Consider the following 23,788-nt stretch of genomic DNA (forward strand, 5'->3'; position numbering starts at 1 on the left):
CCGGCGGCCGACGGTGGCTTCGAGGACCGGGCAGTAGATCTGGTCGCGGAACTTGCGAAAAGTCGCATGCGTCATACGGTCACGCCACGTGTCGCACGAGGTTCGCCGGCACGGGCCGCGTGGCAATCGTCCAGGTCGGGCGCGACTACCCACGGGCCCCGGCTACGCCCCCGCGGCAGACACGTACACCGCTATCTGCCGGACGAATTCGTCAAGGTCGTCGAGGGCATCCAGTCGAGCAACGACGATCTCATCGTTGACCGCGATGTAGTCGTGGACGAGGACGTTTCGGAAACCGACGGACTTGCGGAGCGTCAGTGCGAGCGTTGCGGCCAGCGCTCCATGGTCGCCGAGCAGACGGATCGCGTCACCGTTGTCCGCCGGCGGTCCCCAGCCCTGCGCCGCGCAGATGTGCTGCGCGACGTCGACACAGGCCTCGATCGCTGTCACAAAGGTGTACTTCACCCCGCGCAGCCAGATCGGGTCCGCACGGCGCTCGTCGTCGGCGCCCGACTCGCGGCGGAGCACAGACAGATCGTCGGTGACCGCGCGCAGGAGGCGTAGCACCCGGACTTCGTCGACCACCGGCTACGCGTTCCGGTCCAGAACAGCCGCGGCGAACTCGCGGTGCGCCCGAGTGATCCGCGGAAGTTCGTCGAAGTAAATCTTTCTGGTCATCGCCTCCCAGCGCACCCGCGCGGCCCGGTCGTCCTCGAAGAGCAGCCGCCCGCCGGCCGCGACCCTGCCGGCGAGCTCGAGCGGCGCGCTGTCAAGGACGAGGAGGTCGACGCCGGGCGGCAGGAGTATGTCGAAGGCGCTCGGAGGCCGCGGGCCGCCGAAGAAGGCGGCGATATCGATGTCCGAGTCCGCCCGCTGGCACCCGACGGCACGGCTGCCGTGCAGATAGGCGAACTGCGCGCCCGCCTGCCGCAGCACGGCGACAGCGTCGCGCGTCGCGATGGTAGCGAGCGTCTCGTCCATGCCCCGATCATCCCAGACGCAACGGCCGCGCGGCACTCGGCTTCCGCCCGCGTCGCCGGCCCGCACAGAGGTCTCGGGCCAGCGGACTACGTGTGCACGAGATCAGGCCGCCATGGCAGGGCGGCCCCAGCAGCCGGCCGGCTCGGCATCCATGTGTCGAGGACTTGCTAAACCTCTCGCCGTGAACGGGTGGTGAGGTCCGCGAGCTATGGCATCAGGCTCGCAGCCATGGTCCCGCCGAGTTCTCGGCAGGACTCGCGGGCGGCGGGGTCGAGCTCGCCGATGATCGACAGTGGGTCGCGCAGGCGCTTCCACTTCAGGCCGGTGGTGATCGTCTCGACGCCGCGGACCGCGCCGGTCGTGTCGGAGTTGCCGTGTACGTAGAGCGCGTACGGATGGCCGATGGTCGCGTCGAGGCACGGGTAGTAGATCTGGTCGAAGAAGTGCTTGAGCGCGCCGCTCATGTAACCGATGTTCGCTGGGGTGCCGAGCAGGTACCCGTCGGCGGCGAGCACCTCCATCACCGTCGCGCTCAGCGCCGGCCTGACGACGACGTCGACGCCCTCGATCGCGTCGTCCCGGGCCCCGGAGAGCACAGCCTCCAGCATGGCCTGCATCGTCGGCGACGGGGTGTGGTGCACGACCAGCAACGTCGTCATGCACGCCATCCTCCCGGGTGCCGTCGGAACGGCGGCGGCCGGCCGCACCGGGCGGGGGCCCTCGGCCACCGGCCGCCCGGTCGTCCAGTTCCCGTCGAACGCCGCACCTGATCCCGACACGTCGATGATTCCCGACACTTCCGACCGGCTCGCCGGGAGGCCGCCCGGGCGGCGCCTGAAGCGCGGTCAGCCGACGACGGCGACGGCGCGCACGGGGAAGGTGCCCATGCCGCGGACGGGCGCGGGCAGCACGGTGAGGCGGACCGGCTCGCCGTCGGGCAGCTCGTCCAGGGCGGTGAGGTGCTCGACGATCGGGATGCCGGCGCCGAGCAGACCCTGATGGGCGGGACGGGCCAGGTCATCGACGTCGTCGATGTTCAGCGAGTCGATGCCGACCAACAGCGCCCCGGCGGCGAGGAGGGCCTCGACGGCCGCCCGGGTCAGATGCGGCGCCGGGCCGAAGTACGCCTCGCTCCCCCAGTGCCGGGCATGGCCCGTGTGGACGAGCACAGCCCGCCCGGCGAGCTCGGCGGCGACCGGCAACCGCTCGGCGCCGACGGCCCGTGCCCCGCCCGCGCGGACCACCACGGCCGGCACGTCGACCAGCCGCGCCAGGTCGAGCGCCGCGACGTCCGGACCGTCGGCGTGGAAGTGGAACGGGGCGTCGAGGTAGGTCCCGGTGTTCGCGACGAGGTCGATGGCGGCGATGTGGAACGACACCCCGGGCGCGAGCCGCTCCCCCGAGGCGGCCCGGCTGGTCCACGTGGAGATCCGCGGACCGGGCAGGCCCGGATAGGTCACCATGCCGTCGACGATGGGATGGGACAGGTCGACGATGCGGCGGTCCCCGACGGGCATGGCGCGCTCCTTGCGTCCACGGCACGGTTGCGGTGCCGCCACGCTACCGGGACCATGCTCGGCGCAGCCGGCGAACCGTCCCTGCCCGGCGCGGGCGGCGGTGGGGTCGCGGGAGCGACCCGGTCCGCCCGCCCGCGCCGGGGGGTGCCCAGCGGTCAGCCGTCGGTGCCGGTCACCGGCGCGGGCGGCGGGCCGGCGGGCGACGAGCGCCCGCGCGGGACGAGCGTCGGCCGGGGGCATGGCGGCCGACGCGCGAGGGGTGACCGCTGGGCCGGAACCCGCCTCGGGACGGCGCCCGGCGGCGTGGACTCTGCCGGAAGCCGTGGAGGCGGAGCGGACGGCGACGGATGCCGCGGCCATCCCGCCGGAGCCGACGGATGGCGCGGCGCTGGCGCGGCCGGCGGAGTCCGTGGCAGCGGGAGCTGCGGGGGCGTCGCCGGCCGAGAGGACGGGGGCACGGTCCTCGGCGCGGGGGTTCTTTCGGGTTCGGCGGCCGGGTCCTCCCGCCCGGCGTCGCCGGGGGCATCGTCGGGGGCGTCGTCGGCCGTCGGGGCGGGCACGCCCTCGTCCGGGGTGGGGGTGCTCGGCTCGCTCGCCACCGCGTCGTCCCCGGATGCGGCGGCGCCAGCCGGCACCGCGGATGCCCTCCGGGTTCCGGCGGTCGCGAGGTCCTCCGCGGCGACCACAGCCGCCGCCGGCCCCGCCGAGACGGTGGCGGGCGGAACGGTGGCGGGCGGAACGGTGGCGGCCGGCGGCTCGGCCGGACGGGGTCGCGGAATGGCCGTGAACGTGGGCGTGGGAGTGGGCGTGAACGTGGGAGTGGGCGTGCAGGTGGGAGTGGCAGTAGGTGCGGCGGCGGGCTCGTCGGTGTCGGGGTGGTCGGCACCGGCGTCCTTGCGGGTCCGCTCGGGCAGCGGTCCCCAGGCGTCGACGTCGACGGTCGACGTCGCCCACTGCTCGTATGGATCTCGGTCGGGTGGGAACGTCTCGGGGTCGGGCGTGTGGCGGGTCAGACCCACCGCCGCCGCGAGCACGAGTACTAGTCCCCCCAGAATCAGCACCGGCGTCAGCATCGCCGTCCTTCCCCCCCGAACAGGTCACCGCGGGCCCGCCCCCCTGCCTGGAAATCAAGGGCGGGAAGGCCCGATCAGTCCCGCATTCCTGTCATGCGCGGGCAAGTGACAACGTACGGGTGACCAGCCCGGACGGGGCCCATATCGATGACACGCAGCGAGGTAGCCGGTTCGGGTGGTAAGGCCGCTCGATCGGTGCCATGGCCGCAGGTCCGGACCAGGCTGGACCGGTACATTACGGGCCATCGACTCCAACGCGCCCGGCCCGGATGATCATCCTCGGTCGGTCGGTCCCGGGCTCAGCCGCGGTCTGGGCGCAGGCGCCCGCGACGGCAGCGTGACCGCGACGCGACCGCCGCACCGCCCCGCGCCGGCCGCCGCCGGCCAGGGCCGCACCCACTGATCGCCCGCACCGCCCGTGCCGCTCTTCATCCCGCTCGCGCTGCTCGCCGCGTTCCTGTTGGCGTCGTCGGCCGCTCTCCAGCAGCGCGCCGCGGGCCGCAGCCGGTTCGCGGCCCGCGACGACCACGACCTGGCCGTGCCCGGGTTCGGACACCTGCTCGACCTCGTCCGCGAGCCGTTATGGCTGGTGGGCTGGCTGACGAACCTGGCCGGCTTCCTCACCCAGGCCCTGGCGCTGCATCTCGGATCGCTCGCCGAGGTGCAGCCGCTCATGGTCACCCAGCTACTGTTCGCGCTCCCCCTCGGCCTGGTGGGCACCCGCCTGCGGATGGCCCGCACGGCCTGGTGGGCCATCGCGGCGATCTGCGCCGGGCTCGCGCTGCTGCTCGGCGTGCAGGATCGGCTACCCACCCGCCCGCCGCTCGACCAGGAACGCCTCGTGTTGGCGATCATCGCCATCGCCGCGCTGGCCGCGGCGTTGGTCATCGCATCGCGCGGGCGGCGGCCGGCGGCACGGGCGGCGCTGTTCGGCGTCGCCGCCGGATTGTTCTTCGCGCTCAGCGCGCTGCTGCTCAAGCAGGCGACCGACGAAACCCTCGACAACGGGTTCGACACGACAGTGACGCACTGGTTCGCTTATGCCCTCTGCGGGGTGACACTGACGAGCCTGTGTCTAGGTCAAATGGCCTACGCGGTCGGTCCGCTGACCGCGGCGGTCACCGCCATGAACATCACCAACCCGACCGCCGCCTACGCGCTCGGCGTCCTGGTGTTCGGGGTCCCCGCTCCGAGGGGGTCCGGGGTCATCGCGGGCGTCGCGGTCTCCGCCGTGCTGGTCGTGGGCGGGGTGTTCCTGCTGTCGCGGCCCAGTGCGCTGCCCCGGCCCCGACACCGCGCGCCCTGACGGACCCGGTGGACGGGTTCTTCCTGTCGCATATTGCGTCATCTCGGCGCCAGGCGGACACTCAGGGTATTGAGACCGATCGCGGCGACCGGCGCCGTTCGGGGCGGAGGCTTCCGCATGCCCCTGGCAAGGAGCGAGGTGCAGCCGGAATCGCGCGGCGACGCGGCCGCCTACGACGCAGTCCTCACCGACCTGGTGGACGTTCTCGACGGGGAGCCCGGTTTCGGTCGCGAGTCGGCCCGGCGGCTGCTGCAGGACCGCATCGCCCACCACCTCGGGCCGGGCCACCGGCTGCATCTCGTCGAGCACGATGTGCGCTACCAGTGGTTCGCCGCCCTCGTGTACCGGCTCGGCGAGGAGTCCGGCGGGCTCGCCGCGCTGGGCCGGGCCGTCAACGATCTGCAACCGGATTCGCGGGTGGCCGCGGTGGTCGCCCGCCTTGTCGCGGCCGCCGATGAGGGCGTCGGCGAGAGGTGGGCCGAGGACCACGGGGCCGCGATGCCGCGGGTGACGGCATCCCCACCGGCGGACCCGCCGTCAGGACGCGCGGCGGCGGAGGTCGACGGGCCACCACAGCCGCTGCGCCCGGTCGAGATCCGGGAACTCGCCTCGGCGTTCGGCCAGGGTGGGGGCGCACGGCGGTTCCTGGTCGACGCCGGGGTGCCGGCGGAGCGGATCCCACCGTCGGACATCGACGCCGCGACGTTCTGGGCGGAAGTGTCGGCGCTTCTCGGCCACGGGCTGCTTCGCGATGGCCGGCGGCGAGTGCTCGCGGCGGCTGCCTTCCGCTTCCCCGCGAACGACGTCTTCGCTGCGGGCCGGCCCCGATAGCCAGCGGCCGGTCATGACGACTCCGCCCGCTCCGTCGGCTGGACCTACGGCATCCAGTCGGGGTCCGACGACCTCCTCCGCGCCGGCCATCGGGCAGGTTACGCTAAACACCAGATTCGGTGTGCTGAGTAACAGAGCCCGCCGGCCGTCAAGCGCGTTGGGATCCGTCGGGGGAATCGTGACCAACCGCGATCCGTCGTCGCCACGACACGACGCATGGCGGTCCGACCCCGTCCTGGAGTCCGACCCCGTCCTGGAGTCCGACCTTGTCCTGGAGATTGTCGGCTGCCTGGAGAGCACCGCCGATCTACTCAGCCCCGCCACCCGAGATCTGCTGGTCAGGCGCTTCGAACGGCGCGCCGGCAGGCGGCTGTTCGTCCCCCAGTTCGATGTCGCCCGGGACTGGTGCTTCCGTTTCGTCGAAAGCTGCGTCGAGCTGGACAACGGAGCCGAGATCCTCGTGGACGCCGTGTCCGACCTGCGGCCCGACTCCGCCGTCGCGCACCGGCTGGCGCACATTCTCGCCGAACAGGGGGCGGCGGAGGTCGCCGAGGGGGCCGGCGAGCTGTGGGATCTCCTGCGGCGGGAGCTCAGCGCGTTGCCGGCGCAGCGGGTCGCCCATGCCTTCCGCCATGCCTGCCACCCGGCCCAGCCACCACGCCACTGCACCACGGCGTGGCAGCTGTTCCTCTGGGTTGCGAACCGTCATCCAGAACCCGCCCGACTCCCGCAGCATGCGGTGTTCCTCATCCGGTGCGCCGACGTGCTCGCCCCGGGCACGTTCGTCCGGGTCGAGGCGTGGCTACGCGGCGAGGCGCACCGGCGCGACCTGACCCACCAGCTGCAGCTGGCCCAGCTCGCCGCGGCCCCGGTGCCGCGGCGGCGCACGGGGATCGTCTCGCTGCAGTTCCAGCCAGTCGGGCCCAGGTCCGAGGATCATCTCGCGTCGTGGTGGCTGCACTGGGCCGACGCAGCGACGCCGCACCAGGGTGGGGCGCGGCCGGCCCGGCCGGAGCTGTTCGAACAGATCGCGGCCGCGGTCGTCGAAGACGCGGAGGAGATCCTCGGCGCGGAGATACCCACGGGTGAGTCCGCCGAGCTGGTCGTGGAGATCTTCCTGCCGTTCGCCTACATGGACCTGCCCGTCACCAGCTGGCGCCGGCAGATCCACGGAACGCCGCGCCTGCTGGTCGAGGACCACCCAGTCGTCGTGCGCAGCTTCGAACGCCTGCACCGACGTGGCTCGCGCTTCCTGTGGCTGCAGCGCTGGGCCGCGCTCACCGCCCCCGACCCGAGTGGGATGGTGGTGGCGGACGCCGCGCGCGTCGGGCGACATGGGCTGGCCAAGGACGAGCGGATCGCCGCGGTGACACTCAGCGGGCCACCGACGCAGGGCTCGCCGGCGCAGCGGCAGCTCGCCGAGGCGCTGAGCGCGGGCCTCGCGGTCGCGGCGTGGCAGGTCGACGACCCCGACCGGCCCCACACCGACAGGCCGCTGCTCGAGCTGCTCGCCCATGGCGATCCGTTCCGCCTGCCCCAGCGGTTCCGGCGGGAAAACCTCACCCGACTGGAACCACGCGGTGACCGCCACGCGCCCGGCCCGACCGCCTGCGATGCGCAGGCGGCGGCGCGACGCACCGCGATTCTGCTGTGGGACGACCCGCGCCGCGCCGCCTGGCGAGCGATCGCCGGATCGGCACGGCTACCGCGGCGCCCGACGCAACTCGGGCAGGCGACGCCCTCGGCCGGGACACAACCGGAGGGGCCCGCGTGAGCTTCGACGACGGGAGAATCATGCTGGAGCCGGACGCCGAGGGACCGGGCGCCCGACGCTGGTGGCTGTTCCACGGCACCGGCGAGCCCCCCGACGCCGACCTCCAGTGGCCGCCGGCCCCTCCTTGGCGGCGGTTCGCCGGCCCCGTGGTCGACGGTCCACCGCCACCAGAGGACGACGAGGAGATCTCGCGTCTGCGCGGGGAGGTGTCGGCCATGCTGCTCACGCCCGCCCAGGTCTCGGCCGTCAACGTCGCGCTGCTGCTGCGACGACCGATCCTCGTCACCGCTGCGCCAGGCTCCGGGCAGGCGGGGCTGGCCCACCTGATCGCCCGGGAACTGCGCCTGGGGCGGGTCCTGCGCTGGTCGGTGAACCGTCATACGACGCTGCGCGACGGCGTCCACGACTTCGATGCGCTTGGCCTGGCGAGCGCCGCGATCCAGCTGCGGGCCGATCAGCCCGTGGTGGAGCCGGGCGCGCCCCCCGGCACGCGCAGGTCCGTCAAGGGCCATCTCGCCGACCTGCTCGGCCACGACGCCGAGCGCAGGCCGCCGGACTCGCTCCCGGTTCACCGGTACGTCAGGCTCGGCCCGTTGGGCACCGCGCTGCTTGGCCGCACTCGCCCCCGGGTGCTGCTCATCGACCGACTCGACCGCAGCGGCTACGACCTGCCCGACGACGTTCTCGACGTGCTCGACGAGGGCCGTGCCGTCGTGCCAGAGCTGGCCAGGCTGCCACCCACCACCGGGCCGCTCCCCGTGGCTGTGGACGATCCAGGCGCCCACGCGCTCCTCGATGCTGGGATCATCCAGTGCGCGGAACCGCCGGTCGTCGTGATCACGAGCAGCGGCGAACGGGATTTCTCGCCGACCTTCCACGGCCGCTGCGTCCACCTCCGGATGCCCGCGCCATCCCGCACGAGGCTGCAGACAGTGGCGGAATCCCGGTATGGGGCCGTTCCCGGCGTGGCCGCCCTGATCGCACGCTTCGACAAACGCCGCAGCGCGGGTGCCGAGCTGACGATCGACCAGCTCCTCGACGCCCTCCACCTGGCAGCGGCCGGCGTCCTGGACGACGACAGCACGGGACTCGCCCTCGACGCCGTCTGGGGCGGCGCGGCTGACGATCCCTCGGCGGGCCTGCCGTGACCCGACGTCACGCCGACAACGGTCACGCCGACAACGGTCACGCCGACGACGACGGCACCGACGGACTTACCGCCGGCGATCAGCCCGACAAGCCGAGCCGCGTCCGTTACCTGCCCGGGCCCGTCCACATCGACCTGGCGCCGGCGATTCGCGACGAGCGAGCCCTCGCCCGGGCACTGCACCCGCTCGTCGATCAGGTCCCGGCTCCGCAGTCCCGCCCGCTCGATACGCAGCGGACCGCACGCGACCTGCTGCAGAGCCGCATGGGGCAGGTCACGGTCAAGGGATCGGCCCCGCCGCGGTGGGAACTCGCCCTCGTCGTCGACGCGAATCCGACGTTCTTCGCGGCCTGGGGGGATGCCCTCCCCGGCATCATCCAGATCCTGGAGCGCCAGCTCGCGTTCCGTGACGTTATCGTCGCTTACCTCGTTCCCGACGACCGTCACGACGGTGCCCTGCGTCTGCGCGGCGGACCTGCCAGCTCGACCACACGGCCACCGTCCCAGCTGACGGAGCGCACCGGGCGGCGCGTCATCTGGCTGCTCACCGACGGCCTGGGCGAGGCGTGGCGTTCCGGCCGCATGGCGCAGGTGCTCGCCGAGTGGGCCGACGCTGGACCGGTCGCGGTGATCGACGTCCTCGCCTCGCGCACCTGGGACCACACTGACCTGGACGCCGAGCGGGTTCGGCTGCACGGCAGCGGGTTCGGGACGGGACGGGTGCGCTCCTGGACCTACCAGGGCGGCCTGCTCGACCAGGCCGGCGACGATCCCGACCACGGCGTCGAGGGCGTCGAGGGCGACAGGGCTGCTGCGGCGGGCAGCGTCGCCGGATCCGCGCGGACGGCGCGCGCCGTCCCGGTCCTGGAGCTGGACGCGGAGTGGATCGGCTACTGGGCCCGCTTTGTCGCTGCGGCGGAACCGACGTGGTTCGAGACAGTCGCCGTCGTCGCCGGGTCCGACCGCCGCTTTCCACCTGAATACGGGATCGAGTCGTCGCCGCCGGACGAGCGACTCGAGGATTTCTTCGCGCTTGCCACGCCGACATCAAGAAAGCTTGCGGGACTCCTGGCGATCCAGCCCCTAAGCCGCCGAAGCCTGCGCACGGTCGCCGGCATCGCAGGCGCCAGCCGCCGGGATTTGTCCGAGATTTTTGCCTTCGGTTTACTTGTGATCGATTCGTTGTCGACAACATTCGATATCATTCCGGAAATCCGCTCGAAGCTTCGCGCGCAGGTGAGCAGGAGCGACGTCGAGCGGATTCGCCGGGCGGTCGGATCCGACGCGGACAACGCGGGGACGGAGCCACTCGGCATGCCCATGGCCACGCCCTCCGACCAGCCGCCCGTCCGTCCACCCGGCGAGGCGGACACGCCCGCGCCGGTGTGGGACGCAGCCGCGCCCCTCGACCGAACCCCCAGCGCACGGCCGCCGCGCAGCACGGGAGCTCCGGCCGGAGAGCCAAGGCCACCACGGACACCTGACACTGAGAGCGAAGATTCCCTTACGATGAGTAGTATCGCTGGAACGAGTCGGCCGAGGTCCAGCGCGGGTGACGGCTCGATGGGAGCTGCCGGCGCCGAGGCGAACACCACACGAGGAGGACCCACCGTGACTGTGGGCACCGCCCTACGACCGGCGCTGGCCGCGGGTCAGCTCCCTCGTGTCTGGGGAAATGTGCCGCCGCGGAATCCGCACTTCACCGGGCGCGTCGACCTGCTCACCATGCTGGACGCCCGACTCCTCGAAGGCACGACCTCGGTCCTGCCCGAGACGCTGCACGGAATGGGCGGCGTCGGAAAGTCCCAGCTCGCGACCGAATACATTTATCGCCATCTTTCGGACTTCGACATCATCTGGTGGATTCCCGCGGAACGGACGGTCCAGATCAGCAGCGCTCTCATCGAGTTGGGCGCCCGGCTCGGGCTGGACGTCGGCACCGAGGCCAACGTCGCCGTCCGCCAGGTCGTGGAAGCGCTGCGGATCGGTCATCCCTACGAGCGCTGGCTGCTGGTTTTCGACAATGCCGACGACCCGCAGGCGGTGCGGGAGTACTTTCCGGCGAGTCCGACCGGTCGGGTTCTCGTCACCTCCCGCAATCCGGGCTGGGCGAACGTCAGCCATCCCCTCGAAGTGGCTGTCTTCCGGCGCGAGGAGAGCGTCGCGCTGCTGCGCAGCCGAGGTGGTCCACTGGACGACGACGGCGCGGACCAGGTTGCATCTGCTCTCGGGGACCTGCCGCTCGCGGTCGAGCAGGCGGCGACCTGGCGGGCGGAGACCGGGATGTCCGCTCAGGAATACCTGCGGCTGTTGGAGGACAAACTGACCGAGCTGCTGAGCACCGCGCCGGCGGACTACCCGCGCCCGGTCACGGCGGCCTGGAACGTGTCGCTGGATCGGCTCGCGGAGAGCAATCCCGCCGCCCTCGAACTCCTCCAGGTATGCGCGTTCTTCGCGCCGGAACCGATCTCCCGCCAGCTCCTCTCCCGAGCCCACAACGAGACGATCTCGCCAGCGCTCGACGAGGCCCTGCGCGACCCGGTCAAACTCGGCCAGGCAATCCGCGACATCAACCGGTATGCCCTGGCCAGAATCAACCACCGGGACAACTCCATCGTCATGCACCGGCTGGTCCAGGCCGTCCTGATCGGCCGGATGACCCCGGACCAGCAGCGGACGATGCGCCACGGAGCCCACGTCCTGCTCGCCGCGAGCGACCCCAACGATCCGTTCAACCCGGGCCTGTGGCCCACCTACGCCGACCTGTACCCGCACATGATCGCCTCGCTCGCCGAACGTTCCGCGGACCCCCGCGTCCGCCAGCTCCTGCTCAACGAGGTCGACTACCTGTGGACCTGGGGAGACCACCAGGTGAGCAACGACCTCGCTCGCGGCGTGCACGCCGAGTGGCAGGCGAGCTTCGGCGAGGACGACCCCTACACCCTGCAGATGGCGCTGCGCTCCGGCTGGGGCCTCGTCGTGATCGGCCGCTACGCCGAGGCCGCCGAGGTCAACCGACGAACCTTCGAGCTGTCGACCCAGGTCAACGGGCCCGACGGCGAGCTGACCATCGTGCTCATGGGCAATGTCGCGGCCGACCTGCGCTGGCGCGGCGACTTCGCCGCCGCCTACGACGTCGCCGAGGACGCCTACCGGCGGGCCCGCCAGGCCTTCGGCGCCGACGACCCGCAGACCCTGGACGCCGCCCACAACGTCGCCGTGAGCCTCCGGCTGCTGGGACGCTTCGCCGAGTCGGCCGAACTGGCCGAGGACACCTGGCAACGCTCGATCCAGCTCTACGGCGAGAACCACGACCGCAGTCTGAACACCTTCACCGGGCTGACCCTCGACCGCCGGGAACTCGGCGACTACCTCGGCGCTCGGGCCACCCAGGAGAACATCGACGCGCGCTACCGGCACCTGTTCAAGGATTCGGAGAACCATCCGGCCCGGCTGCACGCCGGGCGGAACCTGGCGGTGGCGCACCGCAAGGCCGGCGACCACGACAAGGCGCTCGCGCTGTCCCGCGACGTCGAGGAACGGTTCTTCCACCGCTACGGTGGCGAACACCCCGCGTCGCTGGCCGCCGCCCTGAGCCTGTCCATCGACCTGCGCCATGCCGGCCAGCTCCACGAGGCCCGCAAGATCTGCGTCCGGACCCAGCAGCGGTACGCGACGAAGATCGGTGAGATGCACCCGCACACCCTCGCGACCTGGATCAATCTCGCGATCATCGACCGGCTGTCCGGCCAGTCGGATGTCGCGCTCGACCGGGACGAGCGGACGTTGGCGGCCTTCGTCGAGCGGCTCGGCGACCGGCATCCCTCGACCCTCGCCTGCGCCGCGAACCTCGCCAGCGACCTGTATGCGGTCGGACGGTTCGAGGAGGCGCACGCGCGTGACCAGGTGACGCTCGCGACCTCGACCGAGGTGCTCGGCGAGGCGCACCCGACGACGTTGGCGGTGGCCGCGAACCTCGCGATGGACCTGCGCGCCCTGGAGCGCAAGGAGGAGGCCCTGGAGCTGCAGGCCGCGACGCTGACCCGGTTGGACCGGGTGCTGGGCCACGACCATCCGGCGACCCGCCAGGTCGTCGCCGGGATCCGTCTGGACTGCGACGTCGACCCCATGCCGATGTAGCAGGCCCGCTGTGAGCAGGCCCGCCAGGCCCCGCGGTCTGCCCGCTACTCCCGGATGAGGCGAGCGGCCGCCGCGGCGTCGTCCCGCGCGAGCCGCTGGCCCGAGACGTCCGGCTGGCCCGAAGCGTCCGGCTCGTCCGGCTGGACGGACGCGGGAAGCAGCCAGGCGGCGAGTGCGGACGGGTCCGGCGCCTCGCCACCCCGGTCGACCGCCGCGGCCGCCACGGCGCGGACCAGCTCGGGTCGCCGCAGCAGGGTCCACCCCGCCGGCTCGCCGTCGCCGATCGCGAGTCCGAGCCCGACGAGGGCGCGGCGGTCGTCGCCGTCCCGTTGCACGTCCGCCGCGTAGCCCTGCCGGGCACGGGCCCGGTCGCCCGCCACGAGGGCGCAGTCCGCCGCGCTCGCACCGCGGTACTCCCGGCCCGGCCCGGCCCGCTCGGTCCGGCGGAACGCGTCCCGATCCGCCAGCCACAGCCGGGCCAGGGACGCCCTTGTATCCAGGGCGCGTGCCCCCGGATCGGGCACGAGGCGGGCGGGGACCGCGGCCGGCGGGGCGGCGGCGCCGGCCGCCCAGGCCGCGGCGAGACGCTCGACGGCGGCCGAGTCCGGTTCAAGGTGGTGGATGCGCCACAGTGCGCGGCTGTCCGCCGTCGCCAGCTCGGCCAGGCGCCGCGTCTCGACGGGGACCGGTTCCGGCAGCCAGCCCTGCACGGTCGTGCGGATCCCGGTGACGAACCGCCGGCCCAGCGCGGTCAGCGGACCGGTGCGCAGCATCTCGGTCGCCGTGTCGAGAACCTCACCGCGCCACAGCGCGAACTCGAAGTGGGCCAGCATCGCGTCCGCCCCGACCGCCAGCCGGCGCTGCCGGCGCCAGAACTCCGTGACGCCGAAGAACGCGTAGATGCCGTGGAGCACCCCGTGCGGTGGGCGCGGGTCGTCACGCCACGGCGCGTACCGCAGGACGGGCGGGGCCTGCGGGTCGATGAGGTCGCACAGGTGCAGGACCGCGCTGAGCACGGTGTGCCGGAACTCGTGCGCCAGGGTCGCGGCGCCGTCGACCGGGTCCGGCGGTTCGGTGAGCTCGACGCTGCCGACCGCGTCGCCCGACGTGGCGCTGAACGAGCGGAAACGCTGCGCCACGGGCAGCGGGACGACGGCCGAGACGGCCGCGTCGACTCCCGCCGCGAGCTGGGGGTGCCCGTCCCGCAGCACCTGCCACGCGCCGGCCAGGCGCCCCTCCCAGCGGGCGACGTCGGCGTCGGCGAGCCGCACCGGCGGGACGACCCGGTCCACCAGGCGGTAGGGGTCGGCGTCCTCGATGACGACGCCGACGGCTCGGGCCGCCCGGGTGGGATGCCAGACCGTGACGTCGCGCGTCGGCGCGCCGCCGCCGTCACCGCGGTCCACTCGGACCCGGCCGGCGGATCCGATCACCTCGGCGTCGCCGCCGGTGCCCCGCACCACCGCGGTCTCCCAGATCTCCCAGAACGGCAGGCGGGCGTGGCCAAGCGAGGGCAGGTGCACGACGCCACGGTGGGCCGGCACCGCGAGCTCGACCGGTTCGCCGGCTCGGACTGCGGCGGCGGCGGCCATGGCATGCAGGTAACCGACCTCCACCCACAGGGGCACGTCGTGGTGGAGTCGCCCACGTAACCGGCGGAGCAGCCGAGTGGCCCATGCCCCCGCGAAGGGCCGGTCGATCACCGCGCGGACCGCCGCCGGATCGCGCTGTTCCACCTCGACGAGGAGGTCCCACGCCTGGTCCACGGGCGCCAGTGGGTCCGTCGCTGCCGGCTGCTCCCGTAGGGCGTCGAGAATCGCGCGCAGCGCGAGCCGACGGAAGCTGATCTCGGTCTCGAGGAGCCTCTCGACGACCTCGGCGTCGATCACGCCGAGGGCGAGGGCGTCGACATCACGCGCCGCCAGCCGGTGGATGCCGATGCCCGGCACGGTCGCGGCCGCCGGAGTGGACGGCATCAGACGCGCCGACGCGGATTAGCGCCGCCGCTACCGTTTTCAATCCGCCCCGCGGGCACGTCGATGGTGTGGAGCAGCCTTTGTACGCCCGCGCGGAGCCTGCCGTCCGGGCTGTCGCGGAGCCGGTCGAGCCCGATCCCGCGCACGTCGGCGAGCTCTCCTTCGATTGCAGCGTCAGCCATGGCGCCCCGTTCCCTCCTGACGATTCCTTCCCGGGAACGGCCGGAGCCGCGGGCCGCGGTTCCGCTCCCGGGAAAGAAAAGGAAGTCGCACAGGAAGTGTTGCACATCCGCGGGCGACAGGGCACCGTCATGGCCGCTGGCGCAGCGGATCCGGGCCACGGGTCGCACCCGGGCCAGCGGACTCGGGCCGTCCCGACCGAGCGCGCTCCTGGCGCTGCCACCGACCGAACGTGACGACGGAACGAAGGGCGGCGGAGCCTTACCGAACTCGAATCCGCGGGTCTTACCGGGAAGGGCCGTCGAAATGCTCCGCTCCGCGGCAGTGGTTTCCCGTGAACGTACGCCCGGATCAGACCCGCATCTTTCCACGCCTGGTTCGGCGTGCTCACTCCCGCCATATTCGCTCGCCGTCAGGATTGGCGGCGTCGGGCATTGACGCGGCCGGTCGCGGGGGTCAGCGGTTGCCGAACAGTCCGCCCATGCCGCCGCCACCGAAACCACCGAAACCGCCGCCGCCGAAGCCACCGCCCGGCCCGCCCGGCCCGCCCGCCCCGCCCTGGCCGTGGTGGCCGCCGAGCTGGTTGCCGGCGAAGCCGCCCTGGCCGAGGCCGAAGTGACCGGCCGCGCCGGCGCCGGCCAGCGCGTTGTACGGGGGCAGCAGCTCGCAGGGCTGCACGATGACGAAGCCCTCGCCGCTGAACTGCATCTGCCAGCTCTCCCCGGTGTTGCCGCGCGGCCGCCACACCGCCGAGGACGTCACCGCCGCCTGCATCGACACCTGCAGGTTCGTCGACCAGCCGACGACGGCGTCCGCGTCGGCGAAGTAGTAGTTCTGGTGGGTGACGTGCATGACCAGCGGCGCGCCCGACGTGCAGACCGCGACCTTGCCGTTGCCACGCAGCTCCACCTGGTAGGAGCCGACGCCGGCGATGCCGACCTGGCTGTCGACCCGGACCAGGTCCCAGTTCAGGTCGGAGTTGAAGGCGAGGACGTTCTTGCCGTCGACGGTCAGCCCGTCGCCGGCCAGGTCGAGGATGTGGATGTCCTGCGCCTGGTTGGCGAGGAAGACCGAGCCGGAGCCGGAGACCTGCATGAGGTTCAGGCCCTCGCCGCCGCTGAAGAAGCTGCGGAAGTGCCCTCCCCAGCCCTCCCAGTGGGCGTCGAAGTTCGCGGCGCCCTGGTAGGCGACCATCGCGCCCTTGCGGGCGTAGAACTCACGCATCCCGCGGGCGCCGAGCGTCGCCCGCAGCATCTTGCTGTTCTGCAGGGAGAACGGCTCGTCGGAGGGCCGTTCGGGATTGTCGAGCAGGCTGCTGCGGATCCCGCCGGCCGGACCACCCGGACCACCCGGACCACCCGGACCACCGGGACCACCAGGCGGCATGCCCTGACCGCCGGGGCCGCCGGGATAGCCGCCGGGCGCACCGGGACCACCCGGGTAACCGCCGGGGCCGGGTTGACCGGGGGGATATCCCTGGCCGGGACCGCCCGGGTAGCCGCCCTGACCGGGACCGCCGGGACCCGGCGGGTAGCCGCCACCCGGACCCGGATAGCCCGGGCCGGGAGGCGGGTAGCCGGGGCCGCCCGGACCGCCGGGATAGCCACCGCCGGGACCGCCCGGATGACCGCCGTACGCCCCGCCCTGCGTCATGTCGCAGTCCTCTCCGCCGTCCGCCGCGCCCGGCGCGTGCCGCCGCCGTTCATCCCGTCCACGAACCGCCCGCCGTCCAGGAGCCGCATACCGTCACCGGATCCCATGTCGCGTCAGCCCCGCAGCGACATGGTCGGCCGCTCGTCCTCGCTCGGCTGGACGACGACGAAGCCCTGCCCGGAGAACCCGAGCTGGAAGGCCTCCCCGGAGCCGCGCCCGATCAGGCCGCCGAGACGCGCCGTGCGCCGGGGCTCGACGCGCAGGCCGTCGGTGTAGGCGACGAGGGCGTCGGTGTCGACGAACGTCGGCGCCTCCCGGGTGTCGAGCACGATCGGGTTGCCCTTCGCGGTCAGGGCGACCCAGCCATGGCCGCGCAGCACCACGTTGAACATCCCCATCCCGGACAGCATCGTGACGCCGCGGACGCGTTCGATGTTCCACTGCAGCGCGGCGTCGAAGGCCAGGATGTTCTTGCCGTTGACCGAGAGGCCCTCGCCGGCGAGCTGCGCGACGATGACCTCCTTGCCGTAGTCGGCGAGGTAGAGCAGGCCCTGGCCGGTCGCCGTCATCAGGGGCACGCCCTCGCCGGTCGCCCAGGACGACGCGATCCGGCCGAGCTGCGGCGGCTGCGGGTTGAAGTCGATCAGCCCCTCATAAGCGATCATGGAACCGACCCGGGCGAACAGGTCCTGGCCGGGGTTCATGACCACCTTGGCGATCTTGGAACCGTGCTTGCTCATCCGCTCGAAGACGGGCGTCGGCCCGTAGTGGTCGATCAGGCTGCCCTGCACGGCCCGCTCCCTCCCGCCGGCGGGCGACCCGCCGGGCCCGCTCCCACGACCGTCGCCACGCTCAGACCTCGTAGGGCTGGACGACGACGAAATGACCGGCGAAGCCCATGAACTGCAGGGCCAGGGCCTCCCCGCTGCTGCCCGCGTAGATCTGCCGGGAGATCCGCACCTGCGTCGAAACGCTGACCCGCATGCCGGTGGTCCACGCGACCAGCGCGTTCATGTCCGCGAACGTCGGGCCCTGCACGGGCAGGGTCATCGGCGACCCCTTGGTCATGACGACCACCGAGCCCGGCCCGGAGACCTCGAAGTGGAACAGGCCGCCCCCGGGGATGCCGGCGCTTTCGATCCGGCGCACCTCGGTACGGACGGTGGCGTCCATCGCCAGCAGGTTCTTCGCGTTGATGCACAGCGACGAGCTGCCAAGCTCGACGATGTGCAGGTCCGCGGCGTCCTGGGCGAGGAAGACCTCGCCTGACCCCTTGCAGGTCATGAGCTTGAGGCTCTGGCCGGTCAGCTTGCCCTCGATGAGGCCGCGCAGCCCGCCGCCCTTGTAGTCGAACTCGACGTTGCCCTGGTAGGCGACCATCGACCCGCGCAGCGCCAGCGCGTCCGGGCCGAGGGTCACCTTGACCAGCTTGCCGTTCTGCTGGGTCCAGCGCCCGGCCGTCGGCACCTCCCGGTACGGGGCGAGGCTGTTCATCGCCCCCGGCGGGGTCGGCTGGACCTGCGACGGCAGCGGCTCGGGACCACCGAAGGCGCCCACCGGCGGCTGGGCGCCGGGCATGCCGCCGGGCACCGGCGCGCCGCCGAACCCGGGGCCGCCGGGGGGCGGCCCGCCGGCCGGGAACGGCTGACCCGGCACGGGCTGGCCGCCGTACCCTGGCGCGGGAGGCTGACCGCCGCCGTACGCCGGGGCGGGCTGCCCACCGCCATAGGCCGGGGCGGGCTGACCGCCGCCGTAGGCGGGAGCCGGCTGACCGCCGCCGTAGGCCGGCGCGGGCTGGCTCGGCGGGCCGGGCGGCGGGGTGGGCGCCTTGCGCTGATCGTGGCGGGGCGGGGCCGCCGGCGGGGCGGCGAAGCTCGGCGGCGCCGGTGCGGCGGGGGCGGGGGGCGGCTCCTCCTCGGCGACCTCGCCGCCGTAGGAGCGGATGAGCTCGGCGAGGCCGCCCTGGAAGCCCTGGCCGACCGCGGCGACGCGCCACACGCCCTTGCGGTAGATGTCGCCGATCATCACCGCGCGTTCGCTGGTGAAGTCCGCGCCGGTGAAGGAGTAGCGCAGCACCTCGGCGCCGCCGACGACGATGCGCAGGTAGCCCGACGTGATCGCCGCGGCGCTGCCCGCGCCGTCCAGCGCCGCGCAGAACGACAGCCGGCCGATCGAGGCGGGCACCCGGTCGAGGCTGACCCGGAACGCCTGGCTGTCCCCGGACTGCGGGCCGAGGAGCTCGACGGACTTCTCCGGCGAGGCGGGCTGGTTGAAGAAGACGAAGTACCGGTCGTCGGAGAGGCGGTCGTCGCCGTCCAGGCCGAAGCAGGAGACGTCCCACTCCCCCGGCGCGTCGATCCGGATCCCGACGTACAGATCGGTGCTCTGGGTGACCGCCGAGAGCTGCGCCTTCTGCCCGCGGCTGAACTGGGTGACCAACGCGCTCCCTCCACTCGCCTGCCGCCGTCCCGGCGCCTGCCGGGGCGGCCGGCGGCCCGGCCCACCACCTGCGCCCGCATCCGCACGAATCGGACTGCGGGCAAGGTAGCAGCTACCCACCTGCCCAGCCGAACACGCCGGGCGCGCGGGCGCTGTCGCCCAGGGGACACCACACGCGCGTCACCGTGGCAGGTCACCAGCGTGACACCTCCTCTCGCGTCCCGCGGGGAGGAGGGCGTTCACTGGGCGAATGCGCTACGTGGAGGGCTCCGTCACCACCAGTCCGAAGAGGATTTCGAAGATCGGCCTGGGCACCTGGCAGTTCGGGTCCGGACAGTGGGGCTACGGCAGCCGCTACGCCGACACCGACGCCGCGCTCATCGTCCGCCGGGCGCTCGAGCTCGGGATCACCCTGTTCGACTCGGCGGAGGTCTACGGCCTGGGACGCAGCGAGCGCATCCTCGGCGCCGCGCTGGCCGCGGTCCCCGGCGCGCTCGACCGGGCGTACGTGGCGACCAAGCTCCTACCGGTCGTGCCGGTGGGCCCGGTCGTCGAGCAGCGCGCGGTCGCCAGCGCGCATCGCCTCGGCGTGCGCCACCTCGACCTCTACCAGGTGCACCAGCCCAACCCGGCGATCCGGGACCGCTGGACGATGCGGGGCATGGCCGCACTGCGGTCCGTGGGCCTCGTCGGGGACGTCGGGGTCAGCAACTACTCGCTGGCCCGCTGGCAGGAGGCCGACGCGGCCCTCGGCGTGCCGGTGCTGTCCAACCAGGTGGAGTACAGCCTGGCCCGGCCGCGCCACGGCGCCGCGCTGCTGGACTTCGCCGCCCGCGAGTCCCGGATCGTCATCGCCTGGAGCCCGCTCGCTCAGGGGCTGCTGTCGGGCCGCTACGACGTGACCAACCGCCCGAGCGGCCGGGTCCGGGCCGCCAACACGCTGTTCGGAACCGAGAACCTCGCCCGAGCGACGCCCCTGCTCGACGTGCTGCGCGAGGTCGCCGCCGCGCACGGGGCGAGCCCCGCCCAGATCGCGCTGGCCTGGGCGATCCGCCATCCGCAGGTCGTGGCGATCCCGGGGGCGTCCGGCGTCGCCCAGGTGGAGAGCAACGCCGCGGCCGCCGACCTCGACCTCGCCGCGGACGAGTACGCCGCGCTCAGCGCCGCCGCCGACCGCTTCACTCCGGTCACGGGACCGGCGGCGTTCGTCGCGCTGGCCGCCGAGCGCCTGCGCCCCTGACCCACCGCGCCCGGCGTTGGCCTGGCCGGCATTGACCTGACCGGCGTTGGCCTGACCGGCGTTGGCCTGGCCGGCTTTGGCCTGGCCGGCGTGACCTAGCCGGCGTTGACGGAGCCGTCGGGGGCGTAGACGTCGTCGGAGGAGATGATGTGGAACGGCGGGCAGACGCCCGTCGAATGGTGGGCGGCGGCCTCCAGCGCGAGCTGCACACGCTGTTCCGCGTCGAGGCCGCGGGTGCTGTGCAGGGAGCCGCAGGCGTACTCGTCGCCGCTGCCGACGGCGTAGTAGTCGTCGACGCTGCGACCGATCTGGTAGTCCGAGTCGATGCGGTAGAGGTGCCCGCGGATCCCGACGAGGAACAGCCCGCCGCTCTCGTTGCCGGAGTCGTTGCGCGCGAACCCACCCTCGCGCAGGCAGTCGCGGACGACCGCGATGAAGTCGGTCGCCATGAACCGGTCAAGGTCCCAGTCCTGAGGCACGGGCGGGACGAGGCTGTAGCGGAGCAGCTGGCCCATCCGGAACGAGTCGGTGAAGCCCATGATGAACTCACCGTTGCGGAACACCTTGGTGTCCGCGCGCACGGTGATGGACCAGCCGGCTACACCGGCACTGTCCCCACCGATCACGACCCGGCCGTCCTGCTGAACCCCGACGATGCAGGTCACGAAGCGGAATGGTACCGGTTCGCCCCGCCGGCGGATGCCCCACCCCGTCGGCGTCCTCCACCTTCGTCACGGACTGTCCCGAGCGTCCTGACCGATGTCACCTTGCCGACCTGCGACTGTTTCCCTCGATCGGGCTGTCGTAGAGATGTGAGAGCGTGTCCGGCGGTCGCACCAGCACGCGGCGGCGGTCGCGCCAGCACGCCGCGGCGGGCAGGCACGGCCCGACGACGGCGCCGGGATCATCGACGAAGGGGACGGACGCACGATGGGGACGAACGCACGATGGGGATGAAGCGGTTCATGTCGCGGCTCGGCGTGGGGGCCGCCGAGGTCGAGACCGTGCTGGACCGTCCGGAGACGCTGCCGGGTCAGGTCGTGACCGGCACGACGACGATCACCGGCGGCAAGGTCGACCAGGAGGTCGAGAAGGTCCTCGTCGCGTTGGAGGCGACGGTCGAGGTCGAGCGGGACGACTCGACCTGGTACGAGCAGGTCACCTTCGGCACCCAGCAGGTCGGCGGGGGCTTCACCATCAACCCGGGCCAGCAGATCAGCGGCCGGTTCGAGCTGCCCGTGCCGTGGCAGACGCCGATCACCGACGTCGGCGGCTGGCACCTGCACGGCATGAAGATCGGCGTACGGACGAAGCTGGCGATCTCCGGCGCGGTCGACCCGGGCGACCTGGACCCGGTGAGCGTGCATCCCCTGCCGGTGCAGGAGGCGGTGCTGGCGGCGCTCGGCGACCTGGGTTTCCACTTCCGGTCCGCGGACGTCGAGAAGGGCCGGCTGCACGGCTCTGATCTGCCCTTCTACCAGGAGATCGAGCTCAAGCCTGCCGGCGAGTACGCCCGGCGGATCTCCGAGCTGGAGGTGACCTTCCTCGTCGACGGCGCCGGGATGGACGTCGTGCTCGAGGCCGACCGCCGCGGCGGGCTGCTGTCCTCCGGTCGCGACGAGCTCAGCCGCTTCCGCCTCGCCCACCACGACACCGACCGGCACGCGCTCGCCGGCCTGCTTCACCAGCAGCTCGAACACCTCGGCCGCCGCCGCGGCTGGTTCTGAGTCCCGCTGGCCGAACGAGGCCGTGCCCGCGGTAGTGGGGCCGGCCTCGCCGTCACCTCCGTCGATTGTCGCCTCGGCCGAAAGGGCCGTGACGGCACCGGCCTCTTCAGATGCCCTGCTGTCCGGAAGCCAGGACGGGCCACGGTAAATGACCGCGATGCCCCCGAAGCACGCCATCGCCCGCAGTCGAGAGCGGGCGTGGGTGCTGTCGATCCGACCCCAGCCGGTCTGGGAAGGTGACAGCATGGCATCGGGGGAAAAATGACATTGTTTGCGGACGGGTCGCGTCAGCGAGTGTTCATCAGTGTCGCGGGCCCGGACCGGCCGTGGGCGCGGTGGATTGCGCAACACCTGCGCCGTGCCGGGTACGAGGTCGAGTACGACGAGTGGACGTGGCAGGCGGGCACCAGTTTTCTCGCGCGCATGGACATGGCCCTGGCCAGAGCCGACCGCATCATCGCCGTGATAACTCCCGCGTACCTCGATCGGACCTCCTTCGGCCGGGAGGAACGCGAGGCCGCGCTGCAACTCGCGCACGAACGAGACGGCCTGCTGGTGCCGGTGATCGTCGCACCCACCGCATTGCCGCCACTCCTTGCCCGGTTGTCGAACATAGATCTGACCGGATTGAGCGAGGAAGAGGCCGCCGCCCGCCTACTCGATCGGCTCGCGGTCCGGGCGCCGCATCTGGACGAGCGGGTTCCCTGGCCCGGAGCGACGTCCACCGGATCCGCGCAGCGGCGGGCAGACCGTGCCCGGCAGATCCCGTTTCCCGGTTCGATACCGCCGATCTGGAATGTCCCGCCGAGACTCCCCACCTTCACCGACCGGGTCGAGGTCCTGCACCGGATCGAGGTGCTGTCTCGGCAGCCGGTCGGCCGATCGGGCCCCGGCGGCAGCCCGGCCATCACCGTGCTGCGCGGCCTCGGCGGCGTCGGCAAGACCCAGGTGGCAGTCGAGTACGCCTGGCGCCACGCATCCGAGTACACCCTGGTCTGGTGGGTCAACGCCACCCAGTCGGCGCTGATCACGGAGAAGATCGCCGCCCTCTCGAGCCGACTCGACCTTCCGGAGAGCGGTATTCTCGCAAAGGATGCCCAGGCCGTCCTCGCGATGCTGGCGCGCCGCCCCCGCTGGTTGCTGGTTTACGACAACGTCGAAAATCCCCGCGACCTGCGCCCATGGCTGCCCGGGGGAGCCGGTGACATCCTGATCACCTCCCGCAGCCCGAGCTGGGGGGACATGGCGACGAGAATCGACGTCGATGTTCTGCCGCGAACCGACTCCATCACCCTGCTGCGAAGCAGGAACGCGGGCAGCGACGTGAGTTCGGCCGCGGATCTGGCCCGTGAACTCGGTGACCTGCCACTGGCCCTCGAACAGGCCTCGGCCTACATCGAGCGGACGGAGATGGGGCTGTCCACCTATCTGAACAAGTTCCGGTCCCGCCGGGAGCGGATGCTGCGTAAAGGCGAGGACCTGGCCTACGGCGGGAATCTGCACACCGCCTGGTCGCTGTCCCTGGAACGCCTGGAGGCGACCGAACCTGCCGCCGTGCAGTTGTTGCAGATCGTCTCGGTCCTCGCCCCGGATCTGATCCCGTTGACGTTGTTCGAGGAGGCCTCGGCCATCCTGCCGGAACCGCTGCGTTCCCGAGTCAGCGGTGAGGATCCCGGGGAGGATCTGGACGACATCATCGCCGCGATCGCGGGCGTGTCATGACGACTGTGTAAGCCGGAGGTGGACCAGGATCGATCTACCTTGATCGGGTAGGTTGGAAAGGGACACCGAATGACACAGAGCA

19 protein-coding genes are annotated in these 23,788 nt (G+C 72.5%); 8 read left to right on the forward strand and 11 right to left on the reverse strand.

Annotated elements, in window-relative coordinates:
- Positions 1-162 precede the first annotated feature (162 nt).
- The 5 genes from hepT to FF36_RS34475 all read right to left on the reverse strand — a co-directional run bounded on the left by hepT (position 163) and on the right by FF36_RS34475 (position 3,571).
- A complete protein-coding gene (hepT, locus tag FF36_RS23765) occupies positions 163-585 on the reverse strand; it encodes a type VII toxin-antitoxin system HepT family RNase toxin (RefSeq protein WP_044887378.1) in 423 nt (140 codons plus the stop codon).
- Positions 586-588: 3 nt separating this feature from the next.
- A complete protein-coding gene (locus tag FF36_RS23770) occupies positions 589-981 on the reverse strand; it encodes a nucleotidyltransferase domain-containing protein (RefSeq protein ID WP_044887379.1) in 393 nt (130 codons plus the stop codon).
- A gap of 206 nt (positions 982-1,187) precedes the next feature.
- Positions 1,188-1,649: a flavodoxin family protein gene (locus FF36_RS23775; protein ID WP_044887398.1), complete on the reverse strand. Its 462-nt coding sequence runs from the start codon at positions 1,647-1,649 to the stop codon at positions 1,188-1,190.
- Between the two features lie 177 nt (positions 1,650-1,826).
- A complete protein-coding gene (locus tag FF36_RS23780) occupies positions 1,827-2,498 on the reverse strand; it encodes a cyclase family protein (RefSeq protein WP_044887399.1) in 672 nt (223 codons plus the stop codon).
- Between the two features lie 155 nt (positions 2,499-2,653).
- The gene (locus FF36_RS34475) at positions 2,654-3,571 is read right to left on the reverse strand and encodes a hypothetical protein (RefSeq protein ID WP_044887380.1); all 918 of its coding nucleotides are present in this window, start codon (positions 3,569-3,571) and stop codon (positions 2,654-2,656) included.
- 418 nt (positions 3,572-3,989) lie between these two features.
- Between FF36_RS34475 and FF36_RS23790 the strand changes: the two genes are divergently transcribed.
- From FF36_RS23790 to fxsT, 5 genes are all read left to right on the forward strand, one after another.
- Entirely contained in the window at positions 3,990-4,877 is an 888-nt protein-coding gene (locus FF36_RS23790; RefSeq protein WP_044887381.1) for a DMT family transporter, read from the forward strand.
- Between the two features lie 138 nt (positions 4,878-5,015).
- Positions 5,016-5,708 carry an effector-associated domain 2-containing protein gene (locus FF36_RS23795; protein WP_044887382.1) on the forward strand — a complete coding sequence of 231 codons (693 nt, stop codon included), beginning with the start codon at positions 5,016-5,018 and terminating at the stop codon, positions 5,706-5,708.
- Between the two features lie 178 nt (positions 5,709-5,886).
- Positions 5,887-7,482 (forward strand): VMAP-C domain-containing protein, encoded by a 1,596-nt coding sequence (locus FF36_RS23800; RefSeq protein ID WP_044887383.1) that lies wholly within the window; start codon positions 5,887-5,889, stop codon positions 7,480-7,482.
- The gene (locus FF36_RS23805) at positions 7,479-8,630 is read left to right on the forward strand and encodes a MoxR family ATPase (protein ID WP_052681382.1); all 1,152 of its coding nucleotides are present in this window, start codon (positions 7,479-7,481) and stop codon (positions 8,628-8,630) included. The genes FF36_RS23800 and FF36_RS23805 overlap by 4 nt, the downstream gene beginning before the upstream one ends.
- Positions 8,627-12,769 (forward strand): FxSxx-COOH system tetratricopeptide repeat protein, encoded by a 4,143-nt coding sequence (gene fxsT / locus FF36_RS23810; protein ID WP_082122179.1) that lies wholly within the window; start codon positions 8,627-8,629, stop codon positions 12,767-12,769. The genes FF36_RS23805 and fxsT overlap by 4 nt, the downstream gene beginning before the upstream one ends.
- 44 nt (positions 12,770-12,813) lie before the next feature.
- On the opposite strand, the gene FF36_RS23815 is transcribed toward fxsT, so the two are convergent.
- The 5 genes from FF36_RS23815 to FF36_RS23835 form a co-directional block, all read right to left on the reverse strand.
- Entirely contained in the window at positions 12,814-14,745 is a 1,932-nt protein-coding gene (locus tag FF36_RS23815) for an HEXXH motif domain-containing protein (RefSeq protein ID WP_063925344.1), read from the reverse strand.
- Positions 14,745-14,927: a hypothetical protein gene (locus FF36_RS35065; RefSeq protein WP_128423376.1), complete on the reverse strand. Its 183-nt coding sequence runs from the start codon at positions 14,925-14,927 to the stop codon at positions 14,745-14,747. The genes FF36_RS23815 and FF36_RS35065 overlap by 1 nt, the downstream gene beginning before the upstream one ends.
- A 454-nt stretch (positions 14,928-15,381) precedes the next feature.
- Positions 15,382-16,578 (reverse strand): AIM24 family protein, encoded by a 1,197-nt coding sequence (locus FF36_RS23825; RefSeq protein ID WP_044887385.1) that lies wholly within the window; start codon positions 16,576-16,578, stop codon positions 15,382-15,384.
- A 113-nt stretch (positions 16,579-16,691) separates the two neighbouring features.
- Complete coding sequence (locus FF36_RS23830) at positions 16,692-17,369, reverse strand: AIM24 family protein (protein ID WP_044887386.1); 678 nt, start codon at positions 17,367-17,369, stop codon at positions 16,692-16,694.
- Between the two features lie 61 nt (positions 17,370-17,430).
- Entirely contained in the window at positions 17,431-19,017 is a 1,587-nt protein-coding gene (locus FF36_RS23835) for a TerD family protein (protein WP_044887387.1), read from the reverse strand.
- Between the two features lie 250 nt (positions 19,018-19,267).
- Between FF36_RS23835 and FF36_RS23840 the strand changes: the two genes are divergently transcribed.
- Positions 19,268-20,257, forward strand: coding sequence for an aldo/keto reductase (locus tag FF36_RS23840; protein ID WP_044887388.1), 990 nt, complete (start codon positions 19,268-19,270; stop codon positions 20,255-20,257).
- Between the two features lie 95 nt (positions 20,258-20,352).
- Here the strand turns inward: FF36_RS23840 and FF36_RS23845 are convergent, their stop codons facing one another.
- Positions 20,353-20,922, reverse strand: coding sequence for an Ntn hydrolase family protein (locus FF36_RS23845; protein WP_044887389.1), 570 nt, complete (start codon positions 20,920-20,922; stop codon positions 20,353-20,355).
- A 282-nt stretch (positions 20,923-21,204) separates the two neighbouring features.
- Between FF36_RS23845 and FF36_RS23850 the strand changes: the two genes are divergently transcribed.
- Positions 21,205-21,984, forward strand: a complete 780-nt coding sequence (locus tag FF36_RS23850; RefSeq protein WP_044887390.1) for a sporulation protein — start codon at positions 21,205-21,207, stop codon at positions 21,982-21,984.
- 294 nt (positions 21,985-22,278) lie between these two features.
- Positions 22,279-23,706, forward strand: coding sequence for a tetratricopeptide repeat protein (locus FF36_RS23855; RefSeq protein WP_052681383.1), 1,428 nt, complete (start codon positions 22,279-22,281; stop codon positions 23,704-23,706).
- The last annotated feature ends 82 nt before the right edge of the window (positions 23,707-23,788 follow it).

Origin of the sequence: Frankia torreyi, from assembly GCF_000948395.1 — a bacterium.
In the GTDB taxonomy this organism is placed as follows: Bacteria; Actinomycetota; Actinomycetes; order Frankiales; family Frankiaceae; genus Frankia; species Frankia torreyi.

Coding starts and splice junctions, on each gene's coding strand:
- FF36_RS23770 (WP_044887379.1), bottom strand. CDS start 981: ATGGACGAGACGCTCGCTACCATCGCGACGCGCGACGCTGTCGCCGTG.
- FF36_RS23775 (WP_044887398.1), bottom strand. CDS start 1,649: ATGGCGTGCATGACGACGTTGCTGGTCGTGCACCACACCCCGTCGCCG.
- FF36_RS23780 (WP_044887399.1), bottom strand. CDS start 2,498: ATGCCCGTCGGGGACCGCCGCATCGTCGACCTGTCCCATCCCATCGTC.
- FF36_RS34475 (WP_044887380.1), bottom strand. CDS start 3,571: ATGCTGACGCCGGTGCTGATTCTGGGGGGACTAGTACTCGTGCTCGCG.
- FF36_RS23815 (WP_063925344.1), bottom strand. CDS start 14,745: ATGCCGTCCACTCCGGCGGCCGCGACCGTGCCGGGCATCGGCATCCAC.
- FF36_RS35065 (WP_128423376.1), bottom strand. CDS start 14,927: ATGGCTGACGCTGCAATCGAAGGAGAGCTCGCCGACGTGCGCGGGATC.
- FF36_RS23825 (WP_044887385.1), bottom strand. CDS start 16,578: ATGACGCAGGGCGGGGCGTACGGCGGTCATCCGGGCGGTCCCGGCGGT.
- FF36_RS23840 (WP_044887388.1), top strand. CDS start 19,268: ATGCGCTACGTGGAGGGCTCCGTCACCACCAGTCCGAAGAGGATTTCG.
- FF36_RS23850 (WP_044887390.1), top strand. CDS start 21,205: ATGGGGATGAAGCGGTTCATGTCGCGGCTCGGCGTGGGGGCCGCCGAG.